Source organism: Streptomyces sp. NPDC046862 (genome assembly GCF_040704615.1).
In the GTDB taxonomy this organism is placed as follows: domain Bacteria; phylum Actinomycetota; class Actinomycetes; order Streptomycetales; family Streptomycetaceae; genus Streptomyces.
The window spans coordinates 102,422-119,262 of the sequence record NZ_JBEYXP010000026.1 but is presented as its reverse complement, the minus strand read 5'-3'; the positions used below and the strand labels follow the sequence as shown (position 1 = coordinate 119,262).

12 protein-coding genes are annotated in these 16,841 nt (G+C 71.1%); 6 read left to right on the top strand and 6 right to left on the bottom strand.

What is annotated here, in order from left to right; genetic code table 11:
- Positions 1–6: 6 nt before the first annotated feature.
- Together AB0959_RS27515 and AB0959_RS27510 are read left to right on the top strand one after the other, a co-directional pair.
- Positions 7–705 carry an HAD-IA family hydrolase gene (locus tag AB0959_RS27515; protein ID WP_366829254.1) on the top strand — a complete coding sequence of 233 codons (699 nt, stop codon included), beginning with the start codon at positions 7–9 and terminating at the stop codon, positions 703–705.
- 175 nt (positions 706–880) lie between these two features.
- Positions 881–1,516 carry a helix-turn-helix domain-containing protein gene (locus AB0959_RS27510; protein WP_366829253.1) on the top strand — a complete coding sequence of 212 codons (636 nt, stop codon included), beginning with the start codon at positions 881–883 and terminating at the stop codon, positions 1,514–1,516.
- Here the strand turns inward: AB0959_RS27510 and AB0959_RS27505 are convergent.
- Positions 1,482–2,984, bottom strand: coding sequence for a hypothetical protein (locus AB0959_RS27505; protein WP_366829252.1), 1,503 nt, complete (start codon positions 2,982–2,984; stop codon positions 1,482–1,484). The genes AB0959_RS27510 and AB0959_RS27505 overlap by 35 nt on opposite strands.
- Before the next feature lie 194 nt (positions 2,985–3,178).
- Between AB0959_RS27505 and AB0959_RS27500 the strand changes: the two genes are divergently transcribed.
- The gene (locus tag AB0959_RS27500) at positions 3,179–3,847 is read left to right on the top strand and encodes a DUF305 domain-containing protein (protein ID WP_366829251.1); all 669 of its coding nucleotides are present in this window, start codon (positions 3,179–3,181) and stop codon (positions 3,845–3,847) included.
- Between the two features lie 27 nt (positions 3,848–3,874).
- Here AB0959_RS27500 and AB0959_RS27495 read toward each other — a convergent pair whose 3' ends face one another.
- Entirely contained in the window at positions 3,875–4,345 is a 471-nt protein-coding gene (locus AB0959_RS27495) for a DUF6214 family protein (RefSeq protein WP_366829250.1), read from the bottom strand.
- Between the two features lie 187 nt (positions 4,346–4,532).
- On the opposite strand from AB0959_RS27495, the gene AB0959_RS27490 reads away from it, so the two are divergent.
- Together AB0959_RS27490 and AB0959_RS27485 are read left to right on the top strand one after the other, a co-directional pair.
- Positions 4,533–5,876 (top strand): FAD-dependent oxidoreductase, encoded by a 1,344-nt coding sequence (locus AB0959_RS27490; protein WP_366829249.1) that lies wholly within the window; start codon positions 4,533–4,535, stop codon positions 5,874–5,876.
- 166 nt (positions 5,877–6,042) lie between these two features.
- Positions 6,043–7,428 carry a nucleobase:cation symporter-2 family protein gene (locus AB0959_RS27485; RefSeq protein ID WP_366829248.1) on the top strand — a complete coding sequence of 462 codons (1,386 nt, stop codon included), beginning with the start codon at positions 6,043–6,045 and terminating at the stop codon, positions 7,426–7,428.
- Between the two features lie 157 nt (positions 7,429–7,585).
- On the opposite strand, the gene AB0959_RS27480 is transcribed toward AB0959_RS27485, so the two are convergent.
- The 3 genes from AB0959_RS27480 to AB0959_RS27470 are packed head-to-tail and all read right to left on the bottom strand — an operon-like array spanning position 7,586 to position 11,159.
- Positions 7,586–8,431 carry a methyltransferase domain-containing protein gene (locus AB0959_RS27480; protein WP_366829247.1) on the bottom strand — a complete coding sequence of 282 codons (846 nt, stop codon included), beginning with the start codon at positions 8,429–8,431 and terminating at the stop codon, positions 7,586–7,588.
- A gap of 54 nt (positions 8,432–8,485) precedes the next feature.
- Entirely contained in the window at positions 8,486–9,853 is a 1,368-nt protein-coding gene (locus tag AB0959_RS27475; RefSeq protein ID WP_366829246.1) for a tryptophanase, read from the bottom strand.
- Between the two features lie 19 nt (positions 9,854–9,872).
- Positions 9,873–11,159 (bottom strand): tryptophan dimethylallyltransferase family protein, encoded by a 1,287-nt coding sequence (locus tag AB0959_RS27470; RefSeq protein WP_366829245.1) that lies wholly within the window; start codon positions 11,157–11,159, stop codon positions 9,873–9,875.
- Between the two features lie 296 nt (positions 11,160–11,455).
- Between AB0959_RS27470 and AB0959_RS27465 the strand changes: the two genes are divergently transcribed.
- Positions 11,456–14,344: an XRE family transcriptional regulator gene (locus AB0959_RS27465; protein WP_366829244.1), complete on the top strand. Its 2,889-nt coding sequence runs from the start codon at positions 11,456–11,458 to the stop codon at positions 14,342–14,344.
- A 41-nt stretch (positions 14,345–14,385) separates the two neighbouring features.
- Here the strand turns inward: AB0959_RS27465 and AB0959_RS27460 are convergent, their stop codons facing one another.
- A complete protein-coding gene (locus tag AB0959_RS27460; protein WP_366829243.1) occupies positions 14,386–16,791 on the bottom strand; it encodes a SpoIIE family protein phosphatase in 2,406 nt (801 codons plus the stop codon).
- Positions 16,792–16,841 lie beyond the last annotated feature (50 nt).

Sequence of the window (16,841 nt, the reverse complement as noted above, 5' to 3'; positions counted from 1 at the left end):
CTCGTCATGACGATCAAAGCCGTGCTCTTCGACTTCTCCGGCACGCTCTTCCGTATCGAGTCCGCCGAGTCCTGGCTCCGCGCGGCGCTGGCGGAGGCGGGTGCCGCCCTGCCGGAGCCCGACCTGATCCGGGCCGCCGAGGCGCTGGAGCGGGCCGGTGCGCTACCGGGCGGGGCGTTCCCCGAGGAGCAGCCGACGGGTGAGCTGGGTGCGCTGTGGGCGGTCCGGGATCAGAGTGCGGAGCACCACCGGGCCGCGTACACCGGCCTCTCCCGCAAGGTGACGCTGCCGGATCCGGGGCTCCACGACGCCCTGTACGACCGCCACATGACGCCGGCCGCCTGGGGCCCGTACCCGGACGCGGCGGAGGTTCTGGCCGCGCTGCGCGAGCGCGGGGTGGCCGTCGGGGTGGTCAGCAACATCGGCTGGGACCTGCGGCCGGTGTTCCGGCACCACGGTCCCGACCCGTACGTGGGCGCCTACGTGCTGTCGTACGAACACGGCATCCAGAAGCCCGACCCGCGGCTGTTCGCCGTCGCGATCGAGGCACTGGGTGTGGCGCCCGAGGACACGCTGATGGTCGGCGATCACCCGGCCGCCGACGGCGGTGCGGCGGCCCTGGGCTGTGCGGTGCACTTCGTGCACCATCTGCCGGCGGCGCGGCGGCCCGACGGACTGCGGCCGGTACTGGACCTGGTCGGCTGACAGCGGCGCCGAGGGCCGAGACGTCGACCGTCGCGGCGTCGGCGGCTCTCCCACCCGTCCCGGACCATCCCCCGCGTGGCCCGGGACGGGCAGCTCAGGGTGCGTCCACACAGAGTGGTCACCCGGAGGCGCTGAGTATAGTTGGCCGACAGCCAGTCAACGCAGGAGTTACAGGATGTCCCCGCGCAACGCCTCGGTCAACGAAGAATTGCGGCGGCGTTCCCGGGAACGGCTTCTGCGGGCGGCAGTTGAGCTCGTCAGCGAGCGCGGGTACGAGGAGACGACGCTCGGGGACATCGCGGACCGGGCCGGAGCGGCGCGCGGACTGGTGCCGTACTACTTCCCCGGCAAGCGGCAGTTGGTGCGGTCGGCCGTGCACCGGCTGATGCACCGCACGCTGGAGGAGGCACTGGAACGGGAGCCGCGCACCGAGGACGGCCCGGAGCGGATGGCGCGGGCGATCGACGCGGTCCTCGAACTGGCCCGCGAACAGCCCGTGCTGATGCGCCGGCACATGGCGGGGCTGCTGCGGGCCGGGGAACGCGCGCGCTGCGCCGAACAGCAGCGGCTCGCCGAACTCCTGCGGGACACGGTTGCCCGGCACGGTTCGACGGGCGCGGCCCTCGCGGCCGGCGACTACGCGCTGCTGGGCCCGCTGCTCATGGTCCCGAAGGCCCCGGCGGGACGCGTGCCGGCGATCTGTCACGGTTCTTCGCGACGGCCGTCCGCCCCGTGGGCGGAGCGGACGGCCGGTGTGCGGACGCGGACGAAGCGGATCAGCCGAAGTAGTCCGGCTGCGTCTGCACGTTGAGCTCGCCCAGGCGGACCCACTTGGCCGGGTCCGTCCGCCGGTCGCTGATCTTCAGGACGTCGAGGCCCTTGGTGATGTCGTTCGAGTAGATGTAGCCGTTGTAGTAGTACGCCGACCAGGCACCGCCGGTCGTGATCCGGTCGGTGGCCAGCGGGCCGCGCTCGAAGTAGGCGATCTCCTTGGGCTTCGAGGAGTTGGTGAAGTCCCAGACGGAGACGCCGCCCTGGTACCAGGCCTGGACCATGATGTCCCTGCCCTTGACCGGGATCAACGAGCCGTTGTGAGCGACGCAGTTCTCGGTGTCGGCCTGGTAGCGGTCGATCTTGAAGTAGCTCCGGAAGACGAGCTTGCGCTGGTCGCCCTTGCCGACGATGTCGTAGATGCCGTCGGCACCGCGGTTCGGTCCGATCTCCGCGTTGCACGTGGCCGCGCCGCCGCCGCCCAGCTCGTCGGTGAAGACGACCTTGTTCGCCCTCTGGTTGAAGGTCGCCGAGTGCCAGAACGCGAAGTTCACGTTGTCCTGGACCCGGTCGATGACCTTCGGGTTCTCCGGGTCCTTGATGGAGAACAGGATGCCGTCACCCATGCAGGCGCCCGCCGCGAGGTCCTTGGAGGGCAGCACGGTGATGTCGTGGCAGCCGGTCGTCTTGGACACGCCCGGGTTGGTGGGCCCGCCCGGGTTGCCGCCTCCGTCCGGTCCCTCGCCGGGGAAGAGCACCGGGAAGTTCACCACGGCCGCCTTCTCGGGCGCCTTGCGCGGCACCTTGATGACCGAGATGCCGTCGTGCGGCGGCTTGCAGTCCGGGAAGGAGGCGTCCGGCGAGTACGAGGAGACGTACACGTAGACGTTCTTGCGCTCGGGCACCAGCGTGTGGGTGTGCGAGCCGCAGGCGGTCTCGACGGCGGCGACGTACTTCGGGTTCTTCTTGTCGCTGATGTCGAAGACCTTCATGCCCTCCCACGAGGACTTCTCGGTCGCGGGCTGCGTGGTGCTGTTGCAGGAGTTGTCGCTGCGCGAGGAGTCCGTGGACAGGAACAGCAGGTTCCCGGAGACGGAGATGTCGTTCTGCGAGCCCGGGCAGAGCACCTGGGACACGGTCTTCGGCGCCTTCGGGTTGCTGATGTCGAAGATGCGGAAGCCGTCGTAGTTGCCGGCGAAGGCGTACTTGCCCTGGAAGGCCAGGTCCGAGTTGGTGCCGGCCAGCAGGTCCTTGGGGATGTTGGTGACGTGCTGCATGTTGTCGGAGTGGACGACCTCGTCCACGCCGGGTATGTCGCCGTCCTCGATCGCCGCCCTGGCCTCGGCGGCCTCGCTCTTGGAGGCCTTCTTCGGCGCGGCGGGGCTGTCCCCGGGGTCGGGGGTCGCGGCCGCCGGCCCGGCCGTGAGCAGCGCGGCCAGGAGCCCTGCCGCGGTCGCGGCAACTCCGAGGCGTCTACGGCGCGTTCGCAGGTCGTTTAACAGGGTCACTGTGTCCTCCCTCGTTGCCGTTCCCTCAGGAACGGTGCACGGACCACCGAAGTATCGTCTGCATCATGCACAGATCAACAGACGGCAACGCACTCGTAATGAATCTTTTTTGATCACTCACGCGTCGAATCGTGCTAGACCGGTCATCAACACTCACGAGGTGTACGTCAGTTCGTGTGTCCCAGGAGGTCACTGTGCTCGTTCGCCGTACGTCCCGTACGTCACTGATCGCGGCGTTACTGGCGGCCGCCGCGCTCGCGCTGGCGGGCTGCGACTCCGGTTCGGACTCCGGCGACAACGCCGACTCCGCCAAGGCGAGCGGGCCGAAGGTGATCGCCCCGGGCAAGCCGGGCGAGGCGGCTCAGACCCTCTCCGCGGAGGACGCCGAGAAGCACCGCACCGAGGACGACTCACCCAACTCGGCGGACTTCGCGTACGCGCGGATGATGATCAAACATCACTCCCAGGCCCTGGAGATGACCGGGCTCGCCCCGAAACGCGCCGGGTCGACCCAGGTGAAGCGCCTGGCGGAGCGGATCTCGGCCGCGCAGCAGCCGGAGATCTCCACCATGAAAAGCTGGCTGAAATCCAACGGCGGGGAGAAGAAGGACACTTCGGGCGGGCACGCGCACGAGGCGATGCCCGGGATGGCGACCGAGGCGCAGCTGAAGAAGCTGCGCGCGGCGAAGGGGAAGGCGTTCGACCAGCTCTTCCTGACCCTGATGATCACCCATCACGAGGGAGCGATCACGATGGCCACGGACGTGAAGGCCCAGGGCAACAACATCCTGGTCGAGGAGATGGCCGACGACGTGATCGCGCAGCAGGCGGCGGAGATGAGCCGGATGCGCCAGATGCTGTGAGACATCGCGACACGTCGCGCGGAGCGCTCAGCGCCGCTGGTGACGTGGCGCCAGGAAACCCTCGTCGCGCGCCTGGGCGATCAGCTTGAGCGATCTGCGGCGGCTGTGACCGGTCGCGCGCATCACCGCGAGGACCGGATCGGTCCCCCTCTCCTGGGCGGCGCGGTACTCCTCGGCGACACGCCGCGACCCCTCGACGCCCTGCGGCCAGGCGGACCGGGCCCCGCACGCCTCGAAGAGCGGACCCTCGATCCAGTCGGCGAGCACGGTCAGGTCGTCCAGGGAAAGCGCCGGCTGAGCCCGTACTTCTTCGAGGAGGACGTGCCCTCCGGTCACCACGGCGAGCAGGTCGACACGGGCGCCGTCAGGAAAGGCCAGCCGTGCGTTGTACCAGGCGGTGGCTCCGCCGCGCTCCTGCACTTCCCACGCGGGCCACACGGAGACGACCCCGTCCGGACGGTTTCGACCGGAAAGGTGGACAAACGATGCTTCCAGCACATGCGCAACGTAAGCGAGCGATCACATCCGCCGCGCACCACCACGCACGCCTGGTCCCGTACGGCACCCCGTCAGCGCAGCGGTGTGCCACCCCGTCGGGTGGTGTCGCGCCCGATCCCCTCCCGTCGTGAGCGGTGCGGTGCGATCCTGAAGGCATCAGCGATCTCCTCGCTCAAGGAGTTCCACCGTGCTGCGTGTCGCCGTCGTCGGCTCGGGACCGAGCGGGGTCTATGCCGCGCAGAGCCTGGTGCAGCAGGATCCCGCGGTGTGCGTCGACGTCCTGGACCGTCTGCCGTGCCCCTACGGCCTGGTGCGGTACGGGGTCGCGCCCGACCACGAGAAGATCAAGTCGCTGCAGAACAACCTGCGCACCGTGCTGGAGCACGAGCGGGTCCGTTTCCTGGGCGGCGTCGAGGTCGGTCAGGCCGGACTGCCGGTCGAGCGGCTGCGGACGCTGTACCACGCGGTGGTGTACTGCGTGGGCGCCGCCACGGACCGGCATCTCGGCATCCCGGGCGAGGAGCTGCGGGGCAGCTGGTCCGCGACCGAGTTCGTGTCCTGGTACAGCGCGCACCCGGACTCCCTCGCCGACGGGTTCGCACTCGGGGCGCGGGCGGCCGTGGTGATCGGCGTGGGGAACGTCGCGGTGGACGTGACCCGGATGCTGGCCCGGGGCACGAGGGAACTGAGCCCCACCGACATGCCGCAGGCGGCCCTGAGCGCCCTCGCCGCCAGCACGGTCGCCCAGGTCCACATGGTGGGCAGGCGCGGCCCGTCGCAGGCCCGCTTCACCACCAAGGAACTGCGCGAGCTGAGCTCCCTGCCGGACACCAAGGTGAGTGTGAACCCCACGGAGCTGGAGCTCGACCCGGCGTACGTCGATCCCTCCGGGCTCCCCGCACCCCAGCGCCGCAACGTGGAGGTGCTGCGAGGCTGGGCCTCCCTGCCCACCGGGGGCGACCGGCACAGCATCCGGCTGCGGTTCTTCCTGCGGCCGGTCGAGTTCCTCGCCGACGGCGACCGGGTGTGCGGGGTGCGCTTCGAGCGGACGGCGCCGGACGGGCGGGGCGGGGTGACGGGCACCGGGCGGTACGAGGAGATCGAGGCCCAGCTGGTGCTGCGGTCCGTGGGGTATCGCGGGGTGCCGCTCGAAGGGCTGCCGTTCGACGCCGAGCACGGCACGGTGCCGCATCTGGCCGGGCGGGTGCTGCGCGAGGGCGTGGTGGCTCCGGGCGAGTACGTGGCCGGGTGGATCAAGCGGGGTCCGACCGGAGTGATCGGCACCAACCGTCCGTGCTCGAAGGAGACGGTGACGTCACTGTTGGAGGACGCCCCCGTCCTCGTACGGCGGGAGGTGCCCGGCGATCCGCTCACCGCGCTGCGGGCGGCGGGCATCGCGCCCGTGGAGTGGTCCGGGTGGCAGGCGATCGAGCGGGCCGAGGCGGAGCTCGGGGCCTCGCTCGGACGGGGCGTGGTGAAGCTGCCCGACTGGGAGTCACTGCTGACGGCGGCGCGGACGGCGCACGGCTGAGCCACGCCTCAACGGGATCGGTCGTTCGGGATCGGACGCTCTTCGGTGGGCATGACACCTAGCGGCAACGACGCCGAAATCAACAAACTGTTCAAACGCCGTACGTTCTCGTGCTGTCCGGAAGTCCCCCACTCGCCCCCCGCTCACCGCCGCCCCTGGAGTGCCCATGGCCGCCCCCGCCCCCGTACACCCCGTGGACGAGGTCCCACCCGTACGCCAGTTGGCCGCCTTCGGCCTGCAGCACGTGCTCGCCATGTACGCGGGCGCGGTGGCCGTACCGCTGATCGTGGGCGGGGCGATGAAGCTGTCGCCCGCCGACCTCGCGTATCTCATCACCGCGGACCTGCTGGTGTGCGGGATCGCGACGCTCATCCAGTGCGTGGGCGTGTGGCGGTTCGGGGTGCGGCTGCCGATCATGCAGGGCTGTACGTTCGCGGCCGTGTCGCCGATGGTGCTCATCGGCACGGACGGCGGCGGACTGCCCGCGATCTACGGGTCGGTGATCGTGGCGGGCCTCGCGATCATGCTGCTCGCACCGGTCTTCGGCCGGCTCCTGCGCTTCTTCCCGCCGCTCGTCACGGGCACGGTGATCCTCATCATCGGGGTCTCGCTGCTGCCGGTCGCCGGCAACTGGGCCGCTGGCGGGGTGGGCGCGAAGGACTTCGGGGAGCCGAGGAACCTGGCGCTCGCCGCCTTCGTCCTGCTCGTGGTGCTCGCAGTGCAGCGGTTCGCGCCGGTGTTCCTGAGCCGGATCGCGGTGCTGATCGGCATCGGCGTGGGGCTCGCGGTGGCGGTGCCGTTCGGGTTCACGGACTTCGGCGGGGTCGGGGGCGCCGCCTGGCTGGGCATCAGCACGCCGTTCCACTTCGGCGCGCCCACCTTCCACGTCTCGGCGATCGTGTCCATGTTGGTCGTGGCCTTGGTGACGATGACCGAGACGACGGGTGACCTGATCGCCGTCGGCGAGATGACCGACCGCGAGGTCGAGCCGCGCTCCCTCGCCGACGGACTGCGGGCCGACGGCTTCTCCACCGTCCTCGGCGGTGTGTTCAACACGTTCCCGTACACGGCGTACGCCCAGAACGTCGGCCTCGTCGGCATGACCCGCGTGCGCAGCCGCTGGGTCGTCGCCACGGCGGGCGGCATCCTCGTCCTGCTCGGTCTGCTGCCCAAGCTGGGCGCGGTGGTCGCCGCGATACCGGCGCCGGTGCTCGGCGGCGCGGGCCTGGTGATGTTCGGCACCGTCGCCGCGAGTGGCCTGCGCACGCTGACCCGGGTCGACTTCCGGGGCAACCACAACCTGACGGTCGTGGCGGTCTCGGTGGCCGTGGGGATGCTGCCGGTCGGGGTGCCGACGGTCTACGACAAGTTCCCGGAGTGGTTCCAGACGGTCATGGACAGCGGGATCAGCGCGGGCTGCCTGACGGCGATCCTGCTGAACCTGCTGTTCAACCACCTGCCCGGGAAGGCCGGTTCGAAGGCCGGGAAGGACGGCGTGGTGGTCGGTAGCGGTGAGGAAGACGCCGGGAAGGCCCGGGAAGAGGCCGCCTAGTGCTGTGGCCTCGGAGCCTTCGGCGGTGGCACCGTGCGTCACACCGCTCCTGCACGGCGCCACCGTCCGCCCCTATCGGCGCCCCCAGGCCGTGCATCGGACGGTTGACGCCGAGACGATCGGCGCGGCTGCTGCGTCGCGCCCAGGTGCGACGCCGTCAGGAGGCGGAGTCGAGGCGGTGGGCGGCGAAGGCGCCGACGGTGAAGACGCCGGCGCCGCGCGCGGCGTCGAGGGCGTGCTTGCCGGCCTGGATCAGTTCGCCCCCGGGACCGTCGTAACCGAGCCACTTCGGCCGATCCTCCGGCGGGGTGCTGCCCCAGCACGGGACGCCGGGGAAGAGGTCCTCGGCGAGGGTGACGTGGTACCCGGCGTCCTCCAGCATCGACTCGTAGTCGTGGAGGGTGCCGAGGCCGGCGAGGCGGATGGTGTCGTTGACCGGGTCGATGAAGCGCGCGATCTCCTCCGGCGTCCGATGAGCGCCGAATGGCCGTTGCAGCCAGTCGACGCCGACGAGGGCCCCTCCGGGTTTCAGGAGCCGGTGGGCCGACCGGAAGAACCGCTCCTTGTGCGGCAGATGGCATACGGACTCGTAGAAGGTGATGGCGTCGAAGCTCATGCCGGGCCAGGCGGCGAGGGTTGTGTAGTCCTCGTCTCCGACGGTGAGGAACTGCACCCGGTCGGCCAGTCCCCGTTCGGCGGCCAGTCGGCGGGCGCGCTGGGAGAGCCCTTCGTTGTTGGACAGCCCGACGAAGGTCGCCCCCGTGAAGGCGGCCATGTGGACGGTGGCCCCGCCCACGCCGCTGCCGAAGTCGAGCGCCCGGTCGCCCGGGCCCAGCCCGGCCAGGCGGACCAGCCGTTCCTCCAGTGCCCGGGCGGCCTGCTGCGGCGACAGGCCGCGGGCCTCCGCCACCGGGTCTCCGTGGTGCCAGACGTCGTCCATGAGCGCCTCGTAGGCGGGTCCTGCGTAGTCGTAGAAGGCGCGCACGCGCTGCTCGTGTCCCATGGGTGGGGTGCCTTTCGTGAGGGATGTCGAAAGTGGGTTCCGCAGGGTCCGCGCCTACGGGGCGACCGGGGCGAGCCTGGCCCGGAACTGCCGCAGCGAGGCGGGCTGTTCGGTGATGCGCAGGCCGGGAATCCGGTGGGCGTCACGGACCGTGCGGGCCAGGGTCCGCCCGACGTGGTCCCAGTGGCCACGCGTGTACGTCCTGCGCGGCACCGCCAGTCGCAGCAGTTCGTAGGGCGCACTGGTGAGTGGGGTGCCGTTCTCGTCCTCCGTCCCCAGGTAGAGGGAGCCGAGCTCCACGCTGCGGATGCCGCCCTCCAGATACAGCCGGCAGGCCAGGGCCTGGCCGGGGAAGTTGTGCGGCGGGATATGCGGCAGCAGACGGCCCGCGTTGAGGTAGAGCGCGTGCAGTCCGGGCGGCTCCACGATGTCGACGCCCGCCGACCGCACGAGGTCCGCCAGGTAGGCGGTGTCCTCGGCCCGTGCGCGCAGATACCGCGGATCGGTGACCTCGGTCAGGCCCTGGGCGACCATGTCCAGGTCGCGTCCGGCCAGTCCGCCGTACGTGGGAAAGCCCTCGGTGGCGATGAGCAGCAGTTCGCAAGCCCGGGCCAGGTCGGTGTCGTGCAGGCCCAGGAAGCCCCCGATGTGGGCGATGCCGTCCTTCTTCGCGCTCATGGCACAGCCGTCGGCGAGCCGGAACGCTTCCTCGGCGACCTGCCGCGGGCTGTGATCACGGTAGGCGGCCTCCCGCTGGGTGACCAGCCAGGCGTTCTCCGCGAACCGTGCCGCGTCCAGGATCAGAGGCACGCCGTGCTCCCGGCAGAGCGACGAGGTCAGCGTCAGGTTGGCCATGGACACCGGCTGGCCCCCGCCGCCGTTGTTGGTGAGCGTCATGATCACGGCGGCGACGCGAGGGCCCTCCGGTCCGTCCAGGACGGCCTTCAGACGGGCGGTGTCGATGTTCCCCTTGAACGGCTCCGTGCTGTCCAGGTCCCGGGCCTCGGGACAGGGCAGGTCCCAGGCCTCGCCCCCGGCCAGCGCTACGTTGGCTCGCAAGGTGTCGAAGTGCGTGTTGCTCAGGAAGATCCTGCCGGGGCCGAGCAGCGTCGAGGCCAGGAGCCGCTCGGCCGCCCGTCCCTGGTGCACCGGCAGGATGTGCGGACAGCCGGTCAGCTCCCTGACGGTGTCGTGGAAGCGCTGGAAGGAGCGCGACCCGGCATACGACTCGTCACCCTCCATCCCAGCGGCCAGTTGGGCGGCGGAGAGGGCTCCGGTCCCCGAGTCGGTGAGCAGGTCGACGGTGACCTCGTCGGCCCGCAGGTCGAAGAGGTTGTAGTGGACGCGGGCGAGGGCGGCCTGCCGCTGCTCGCGGGTGGTGACGGGGATCGGCTCGACAACCTTGATCCGGTACGGTTCCACGGTCGATGTTCCTTTCGGGCTACTGGTCCGCCGACGCGCCGGCCGAACGGGCGGGGTTTGTGGCGGAGCGGCCGTCGGCCGCGGCTTCGGGTCCGGGTCCGGGTCCGGTGTCGTCCCGTGGTGGGAAGGCGCGGTACGCCTCGGAGGAGAAGTAGGCCGTGATCCGCGGTGCCTGCCGGCCGGCCTGGACAAGACTCAGGTACGAGATGAGGCCCACTCCGGCGCTGAGGTGCCGAGCGGTGAGCGCGGCGAGCGCACGGTCGAGCGGGTCGCTCGGGACGCCGTACTCCCGCAGGAGCCGGACGGCGTGGTCGCGCGCCTCCTGGTCGTCGCGGACGTAGGCGCGGACGGGGACATAGATGCTGTGGCCGGTGGGACTGCCGGTGTCCGCGCCGGTGAACGAGTAGCAGGAGATGAGGGGGAGCCGGCTGAAGGGCCCGTCCCCGCCGATCCGGCGGCACAGATCCGCCACGCGGTCCGGACACGCCCCGGGCACGAGACGGGCCGCGTCCCCCGCGTCGGCGGCCGTGGCGTCGTGGTGGACGACGTAGACCTTCACCCGCGGCTCGGCCCACGGGCCCACGTCCAAGGCGAAGAACATGAGGGTGGCCCGTTCGGGGAAGCGGGACCTCAGGTAGCACCGCACGGGCTCGAACGCCGGTCCGTGGCCGAGCCTCGCCATGGCCTCCTCGACGGTCTCCAGGCTCCGATCCGCGCCCCGCACGCCGGGGTTCAGATACAGCTTGAGTCCCGGTGGGCCGCCCGGCCGCAGTTCGAGGGCGCACCACAGGGTGAACGGCCCGTGCGGCACCGGCGGGAGGAAGAGGTCGCTCACGCGCGTCAACTCGTCGAGGCGGAACCCCCATTGCGCCGCCAGCCGTCCCACGGCCGCCCATGCCGTACGGGCGTTGCCCGACAGCGTCCGGGCGGCGCACCCCGGCTCGGCCAGCACCCGCAGCACGACGTCCGCCCCCATGGGGAACGTCAGCGAGAACTCCACCGGCGTGTGATCGTCGGAGACGAACGACGGTGAGGGCGGCGGAGAGGCCAAGGGCCGTGCGGCAGCAGGGCCCAGCAGGTCGCACAGCACCTGCTGATGGGCGGTCCGGCGCGGTGCGTCGATCCCGACCACGTCGCACAGCCGTCCCAGCTGCGCGGCGGCGAACCCGCCCAGCTGGTCCAGGCCGGAATGCTCCGCGGTCCTCCCGTCCGGCCCGGTGGCTTCCGGCAGCAGACCGGAGGCGGGGGGCGGTGTGCCCACAGCTCCGCCCTGCCGTCCGGCGCACTGTCGCGTGTACGCGTTCATACGTCCTCCCAGATCGGTCCTGCTCGCGGATCGGTGAAGTCGGTCACCGTCAGGCCATGTCGCCGACGGGCTTGGGCTTTCGGCTCTCCTGCGAAGTGATGCGTTGTGGTGCGAAGGGATTCGCAGGGGAGACAAGCGGCCCGGGTGCGGCCTGCGCCGACTTCCGATCGCTTTCCGGCCCTCGTGCGGGGCCTGATGCACCGTTTGTAGCCGCTGCCCGTTGTTCACGATCGGCGGGCTGGCACTGAACAAACGCATGGTGAACAATCCGAGTGACCCGAGAAAGGTGCGTACAGGTGCCACGTGGAGAGCGCCCGCTGGATACGCGGGGCGGTCCGCTGCTGGATTTCGCCGCGGGATTGCGGAGGTTGCGGGAAGAGGCCGGCGGTCCCACTTACCGGGAGCTCGCGCGACGGGCGCACTATTCGATCGCGGCGCTCTCCGGAGCCGCGGCGGGACGTCAACTGCCCACACTGGCCGTCACCCTCGCCTACGTTCGTGCCTGCGGCGGTGACGAGCGGGAATGGGAGTTGATCTGGCGCAGGACGGCGGCCGAACGCACTGCCGGGACTGTGGGCGCGACCCCGGATCGGGACGGCGACACGACGTCGCCGCCCTATGTCGGGCTGGCACCTTTCCAGCAGTCCGACGTGGACACGTTCTTCGGCCGTGAGAATCTCACCGGCAAACTGGTCGAACACCTGAAGAAAAAGAGATTCCTTGTTCTGTTCGGGGCATCGGGATCGGGAAAGTCCTCGGTGCTGCGCGCCGGGCTGCTTCCCGCGTTCTCCGGAACACCAGCCCTGGTTCTCACTCCGGGCCCGCACCCATTGGAGGAATGCGCGATCCAGCTGGCGGCTCACGCCCACATCGCGCCGGGATCCCTGCACGCCGAACTCGCGTCAGAGCCGCGCACTCTCCACCGTGTGGTGCGGCAGATCCTCACCCGCTCGCCCGACCCGTCGGACGAACTCATCATCATCGTGGACCAGTTCGAGGAAGTGTTCACCCTCTGCCGCAGCGCCCAGGAACGCGACGCCTTCGTCGCCTCACTCCTGCACGCCGCACAGACCTCCGACAGCCGCTGCCGCGTCGCCCTCGCCGTGCGGTCCGACTTCTACACGCACTGCACCCGGCTCCCCGACCTCGTCGACGCCCTGGCCGACGCCCACGTCCCCGTCGGCCCGATGACCACCGACGAACTCCGAGCGGCTGTCGTCCGGCCCGCCACCCGCGCCGGACTGACCGTCGAAGGCGCCCTCCTCGCGGCCCTCACAGCCGGCGCCCACGGCCGGCCGGGGGCGCTGCCCCTGCTCTCGCACGCACTCCTGGAGACCTGGCACCGCCGGCGAGGCAACGCCCTCACTCTCGCCGCGTTCCAGGCAGCGGGCGGTTTCGAGGGCGCCCTCGCCCAGACCGCCGAAGCCTTCCACTCCGGTCTGAGCGACACCCAGCAGCTGATCACCCGACAGCTCTTCCTACGGCTCATCGCCCTGGGCGAGGGTACCGAGGACACCAAGCGCCGCGTACCGCGCCACGAACTCGACGACACGCAGGACACCGCGCTGGTCCTCGACCAGGCCACCCGAGCCCGCCTGCTGACCGTCGACCGTGACCATGTCGAGCTCACCCACGAGGCACTGATCCGCTGCTGGCCCCGGCTCGGCCGCTGGCTGAGCGAGAACCGGGACCAACTGCGCCTGCACCGCTCACTCACCGAGGCCACCGCCGTCTGGGAGTCCTTGGACCGCGACCCCGACACCCTCTACCGAGGGGTACGCCTGGCCGCCGTGAAGGACCTCCCCAGGGAGGCCCTGACCGCCCGGGAACGCGCCTTCTTCGACGCGAGCGAGACCGCGGAGACGACGGAGGCACTGCGTGTACGCCGCAGGGTCCGCCGTCTGCGCCGCCTCGTCGCCGCCCTCATCGTGCTGCTGCTCTGCGCCGTGACCGCCGTCGGCTTCGCCGTGCATGCCCAGAACACCGTCACGGAGCAGCGCCGCGGAGCCCTCGCGCTCCAGGCCGCCGACGCGTCGGTGAACCTGCGCCCGCGCGACCAGTCACTGGCCGTTCAGATCGCTCTGGCCGCCTACCGTCTGGTACCGGGCACGGACACCCGGGACAGTCTGCTGAGCACGCTGTCGAACACGCCCGCCGGCCGCTCCTTGGCCGGGTACGCGCTGGCTGTCAGCCCGGACGGCCGCACCGTCGCCACGGCCGGCGACAGCCGACGGATCGTCCTGTGGGACATGACGGATCCCCGGCACCCCCGTCGGCTGAGCGTGTTCGACTGGCCCGACGACAGCACCCATGCGCTGGCCTTCGGACCGCGCGGGGAGACGCTGTCGGCTGTCGGCCTCGACCGTGTGATCCATCTCTGGGACGTGTCCGACCCGCGGCGTCCCGCGCTCCTGTCGCGGACACCCACGGGCCACAGCGAACTCGTCTACGACATGGCCCTGAGCCCGGACGGCAAACTGGCCGCCACCAGCAGCTACGACAACACCATCCGGTTGTGGAACGTGACCGATCCGGACCGCCCCCGCTTCCTCTCCCGGCTGACCGGTCACACCCTCAACGTCAAACCGGTCGCCTTCAGCCCTGACGGCAGGACACTGGCCTCGGGCTCCGACGACCGCACCGTCCGCATCTGGGACGTGACCGACCCGCACGACGCGCCCACCATCGGCATCCTCAGAGGCCACGAGAACTTCGTCGACGTCCTTGCCTACAGCAGTGACGGTCGCACCCTGGTATCCGGAAGCGACGACCGCACGGCACGCCTGTGGGACGTGACCGACCCTCGACGCCACCGCCGGCTGAGCAGACTCCGCGGCCACACCGACGTGGTCACCGGCGTGGCGTTCGCTCCTGACAACAGCGCGGTGGTCACGACCGGCGAGGACGGTCGGGTGCACGAATGGAATGTGACCGACCGCTCGCACCCCACCGAACAGGCCTTCCTGACCAATCCCGCGGGGTCGGTCAAGGCTGTGCGGTACCTCGCTGCGCACGGCACGATCATCACGGCGAGCGGCGACCAGACCGCCCACATCTGGAACACCGACCTGGGCTCCGCGCTCTCCCACGCCTGTGGGTACGTCCGGGACACGATCAGCCGCGCCCAGTGGGCCGGCCACTTCCCCGGCGTCGACTACCGTCCGCCCTGCGCGGGCCGTAGGTGAACAGCCCCCTGCAGTGAACAGCCCCCCTGCCGAACGTCGTGTCAGAGGCCGAAGGCCGCCAGTGAGGGCTCGCCGATGGGCAGCGACTGCTCCGCCCAGATCGTCTTGCCCGTGCCGCTCGGGCGGGTACCCCAGCGGTCGGTGAGCTGGGCGACGAGGAGGAGACCGCGGCCGCCCTCGTCGTAGGTGCGGGCGCGGCGCAGGTGGGGTGAGGTGCTGCTGGCGTCGGAGACCTCGCAGATGAGGGAGCGGTCGCGGATGAGGCGCAGCTGGATCGGGGAGCCGCCGTAGCGGATGGCGTTGGTGACCAGTTCGCTCACCACGAGTTCGGTGACGAAGGCGGCCTCGTCGAGGCCCCACAGCGTCAGCTGCTCGGAGGCGTGCCGGCGGGCCGTCGCCACCATGGCCGGATCGGAGGGCAGGTCCCACACGGCCACCTGTTCCTCGTCCAGGGCGCGGGTGCGGGCGATCAGGAGAGCCACGTCGTCGGCGGGGTTGTCGGGAAGGAGCGACTTCAGGACGGTGTCGCACATGGTTTCGAGGCTCTCGGCCGGGACCGCCAGGGCGGAGCACAGGGCGGCCGTGCCCGCGTCCACGTCGAAGGTGCGGGCCTCGATGAGACCGTCCGTGTAGAGGGCGAGGACCGCGCCCTCCGGCAGCTCCAGCTCCGTGGCCTCGAACGGCAGCCCGCCGACGCCGAGCATCGGGCCTGCGGCCACCTCGACGACCTGCACGGTTCCGTCGGGGCAGACCACGACCGGTGGCGGATGGCCGGCGGCGGCGATCGTGCAGTGCCGGGACACCGGGTCGTACACGGCGTACAGGCAGGTCGCCCCGATCTCCCCGGCGGTCTCGCTCTCGGCGGTGGCGAGGTGTCCGACCAGGTCGTCGAGGTGGGTGAGCAGCTCGTCCGGCGGCAGGTCGACGTCGGCCAGCGTCCACACGGCCGTACGGAGCCGGCCCATCGTCACGGAGGCGTGGATGCCGTGGCCGACGACGTCGCCGACCACCAGCGCCACCCGGGTGCCGGACAGCGGGATCACGTCGAACCAGTCGCCGCCCACGCCCGCCTGTGACAGCGCCGGCAGATAGCGGGAGGCGAACTCGACGGCCGCCTGTCCCCCGACGGCCTGCGGGAGCAGGCTGCGCTGCAGGGCCAGCGCGGTGGTCCGCTCCCGGGTGTAGCGGCGGGCGTTGTCCACGCACACGGCCGCCCGGCTGGCCAGCTCCTGCGCCAGCGACACGTCGTCGCGGTCGAAGGCGTCGGGGCTCTCGGGGGTCAGCAGCCGTACGAAGACCGCCACGCCCAGAGTCGTGCCGCGCGCCATCAGAGGCACGGCCATCAGCGAGATGTCATGGTCCTCCGCCTCGCGCAGCTTGTCGGACCGGGCGCCGTGCCGCGTGAACCACGCGTCGAGGTCCGGTACGCCGGTCCGGGTGAGCACCACGTCGCCGGAGGCCAGCGCCTGGGCCGGGGGTGACGAGGGCGGGTAGACGTCCGCCGCGCCGAGGTCGATCACGGCCTCCGGAACCCCCGGCGTGAGGGAGTGGTGCGCGGCCCGGCGCAGCTCCACCTCGGCGCCCAGGACGCCCACGGTGGGCTCCTCGCCCTCCAGCACCGCGTCCAGCAGGTCCACGCTGGCGAAGTCGGCGAGCCGGGGCACGACCAGATCGGCCAACTGCTGGGCGGTGTGGACCACGTCCAGCTTGGTGCCGATGGCTCCGGCGGCCTCGTTCAGCATGGCCAGGCGCTGCCGCGCCGCGAACTGCTCACTGCTGTCGAACGCGGCGAGCGCGGTGCCGATGAGCGCTCCGGACGCGTCCCGCACCGGCCACATCTCGGTGTTCCAGGCGTGCATGCGCCGGCCGGAGGGTGAGCGCGTCCAGCTCTCGTAGTGCACCGGCCGCCCGGTCTCGACCACGATCTCCAGATGGCGCAGGAAGCCGCGGCTGTGCACGGCGTCCTCCACGGTGTCCGGGAAGTACCGGTGCCGGAACACCTCCCAGGGCTGCCCCATGACCTGGCATCCCGTGTCGTTCATCCGCAGGTAGCGCTGTCCGGTGTCGAAGACGGACATCGACATGGAGGCCTGCTGGAATGCCAGGTCACCCAGGCTCCGCTCCCACGCGTCGGGCGGCGATGCGGTGATCACATACGCCTGCCGCTCACCGTGGAGGGGGAACACCCGCAAGGTCAGTTCGATGCGCGATCCGTCGCGGTGCCGTACGGGGACGACGGCGGCCCCCTCGCGCAGGTCCCGCCAGGCCCCGGCCGGGTCTGCGTCCACCAGGTCCGCCGCCGGCCGGCCGGTGACCTCCGGGGCCGTGTACCCGGTCAGCAGCCGGGCGCCCTCGCTCCAGCCCGTGACGATGCCGCGCGCGTCGACCACAGCCATGGCGTCACCGGCCGGGGCCGCCCGCTCGTCGTCGCGCGGAGGCGTCACCATATGCCCAAGAATGGTCCCGCCGGGTGCCCGCTTCAAGCGGAGTCCGGCAC

What these genes read in the sequence shown, in the direction of transcription:
- AB0959_RS27510 (WP_366829253.1), top strand. Translation starts at nt 881, where the DNA reads ATGTCCCCGCGCAACGCCTCGGTCAACGAAGAATTGCGGCGGCGTTCC.
- AB0959_RS27470 (WP_366829245.1), bottom strand. Translation starts at nt 11,159, where the DNA reads ATGAACGCGTACACGCGACAGTGCGCCGGACGGCAGGGCGGAGCTGTG.
- AB0959_RS27480 (WP_366829247.1), bottom strand. Translation starts at nt 8,431, where the DNA reads ATGGGACACGAGCAGCGCGTGCGCGCCTTCTACGACTACGCAGGACCC.
- AB0959_RS27515 (WP_366829254.1), top strand. Translation starts at nt 7, where the DNA reads ATGACGATCAAAGCCGTGCTCTTCGACTTCTCCGGCACGCTCTTCCGT.
- AB0959_RS27460 (WP_366829243.1), bottom strand. Translation starts at nt 16,791, where the DNA reads ATGGTGACGCCTCCGCGCGACGACGAGCGGGCGGCCCCGGCCGGTGAC.
- AB0959_RS27485 (WP_366829248.1), top strand. Translation starts at nt 6,043, where the DNA reads ATGGCCGCCCCCGCCCCCGTACACCCCGTGGACGAGGTCCCACCCGTA.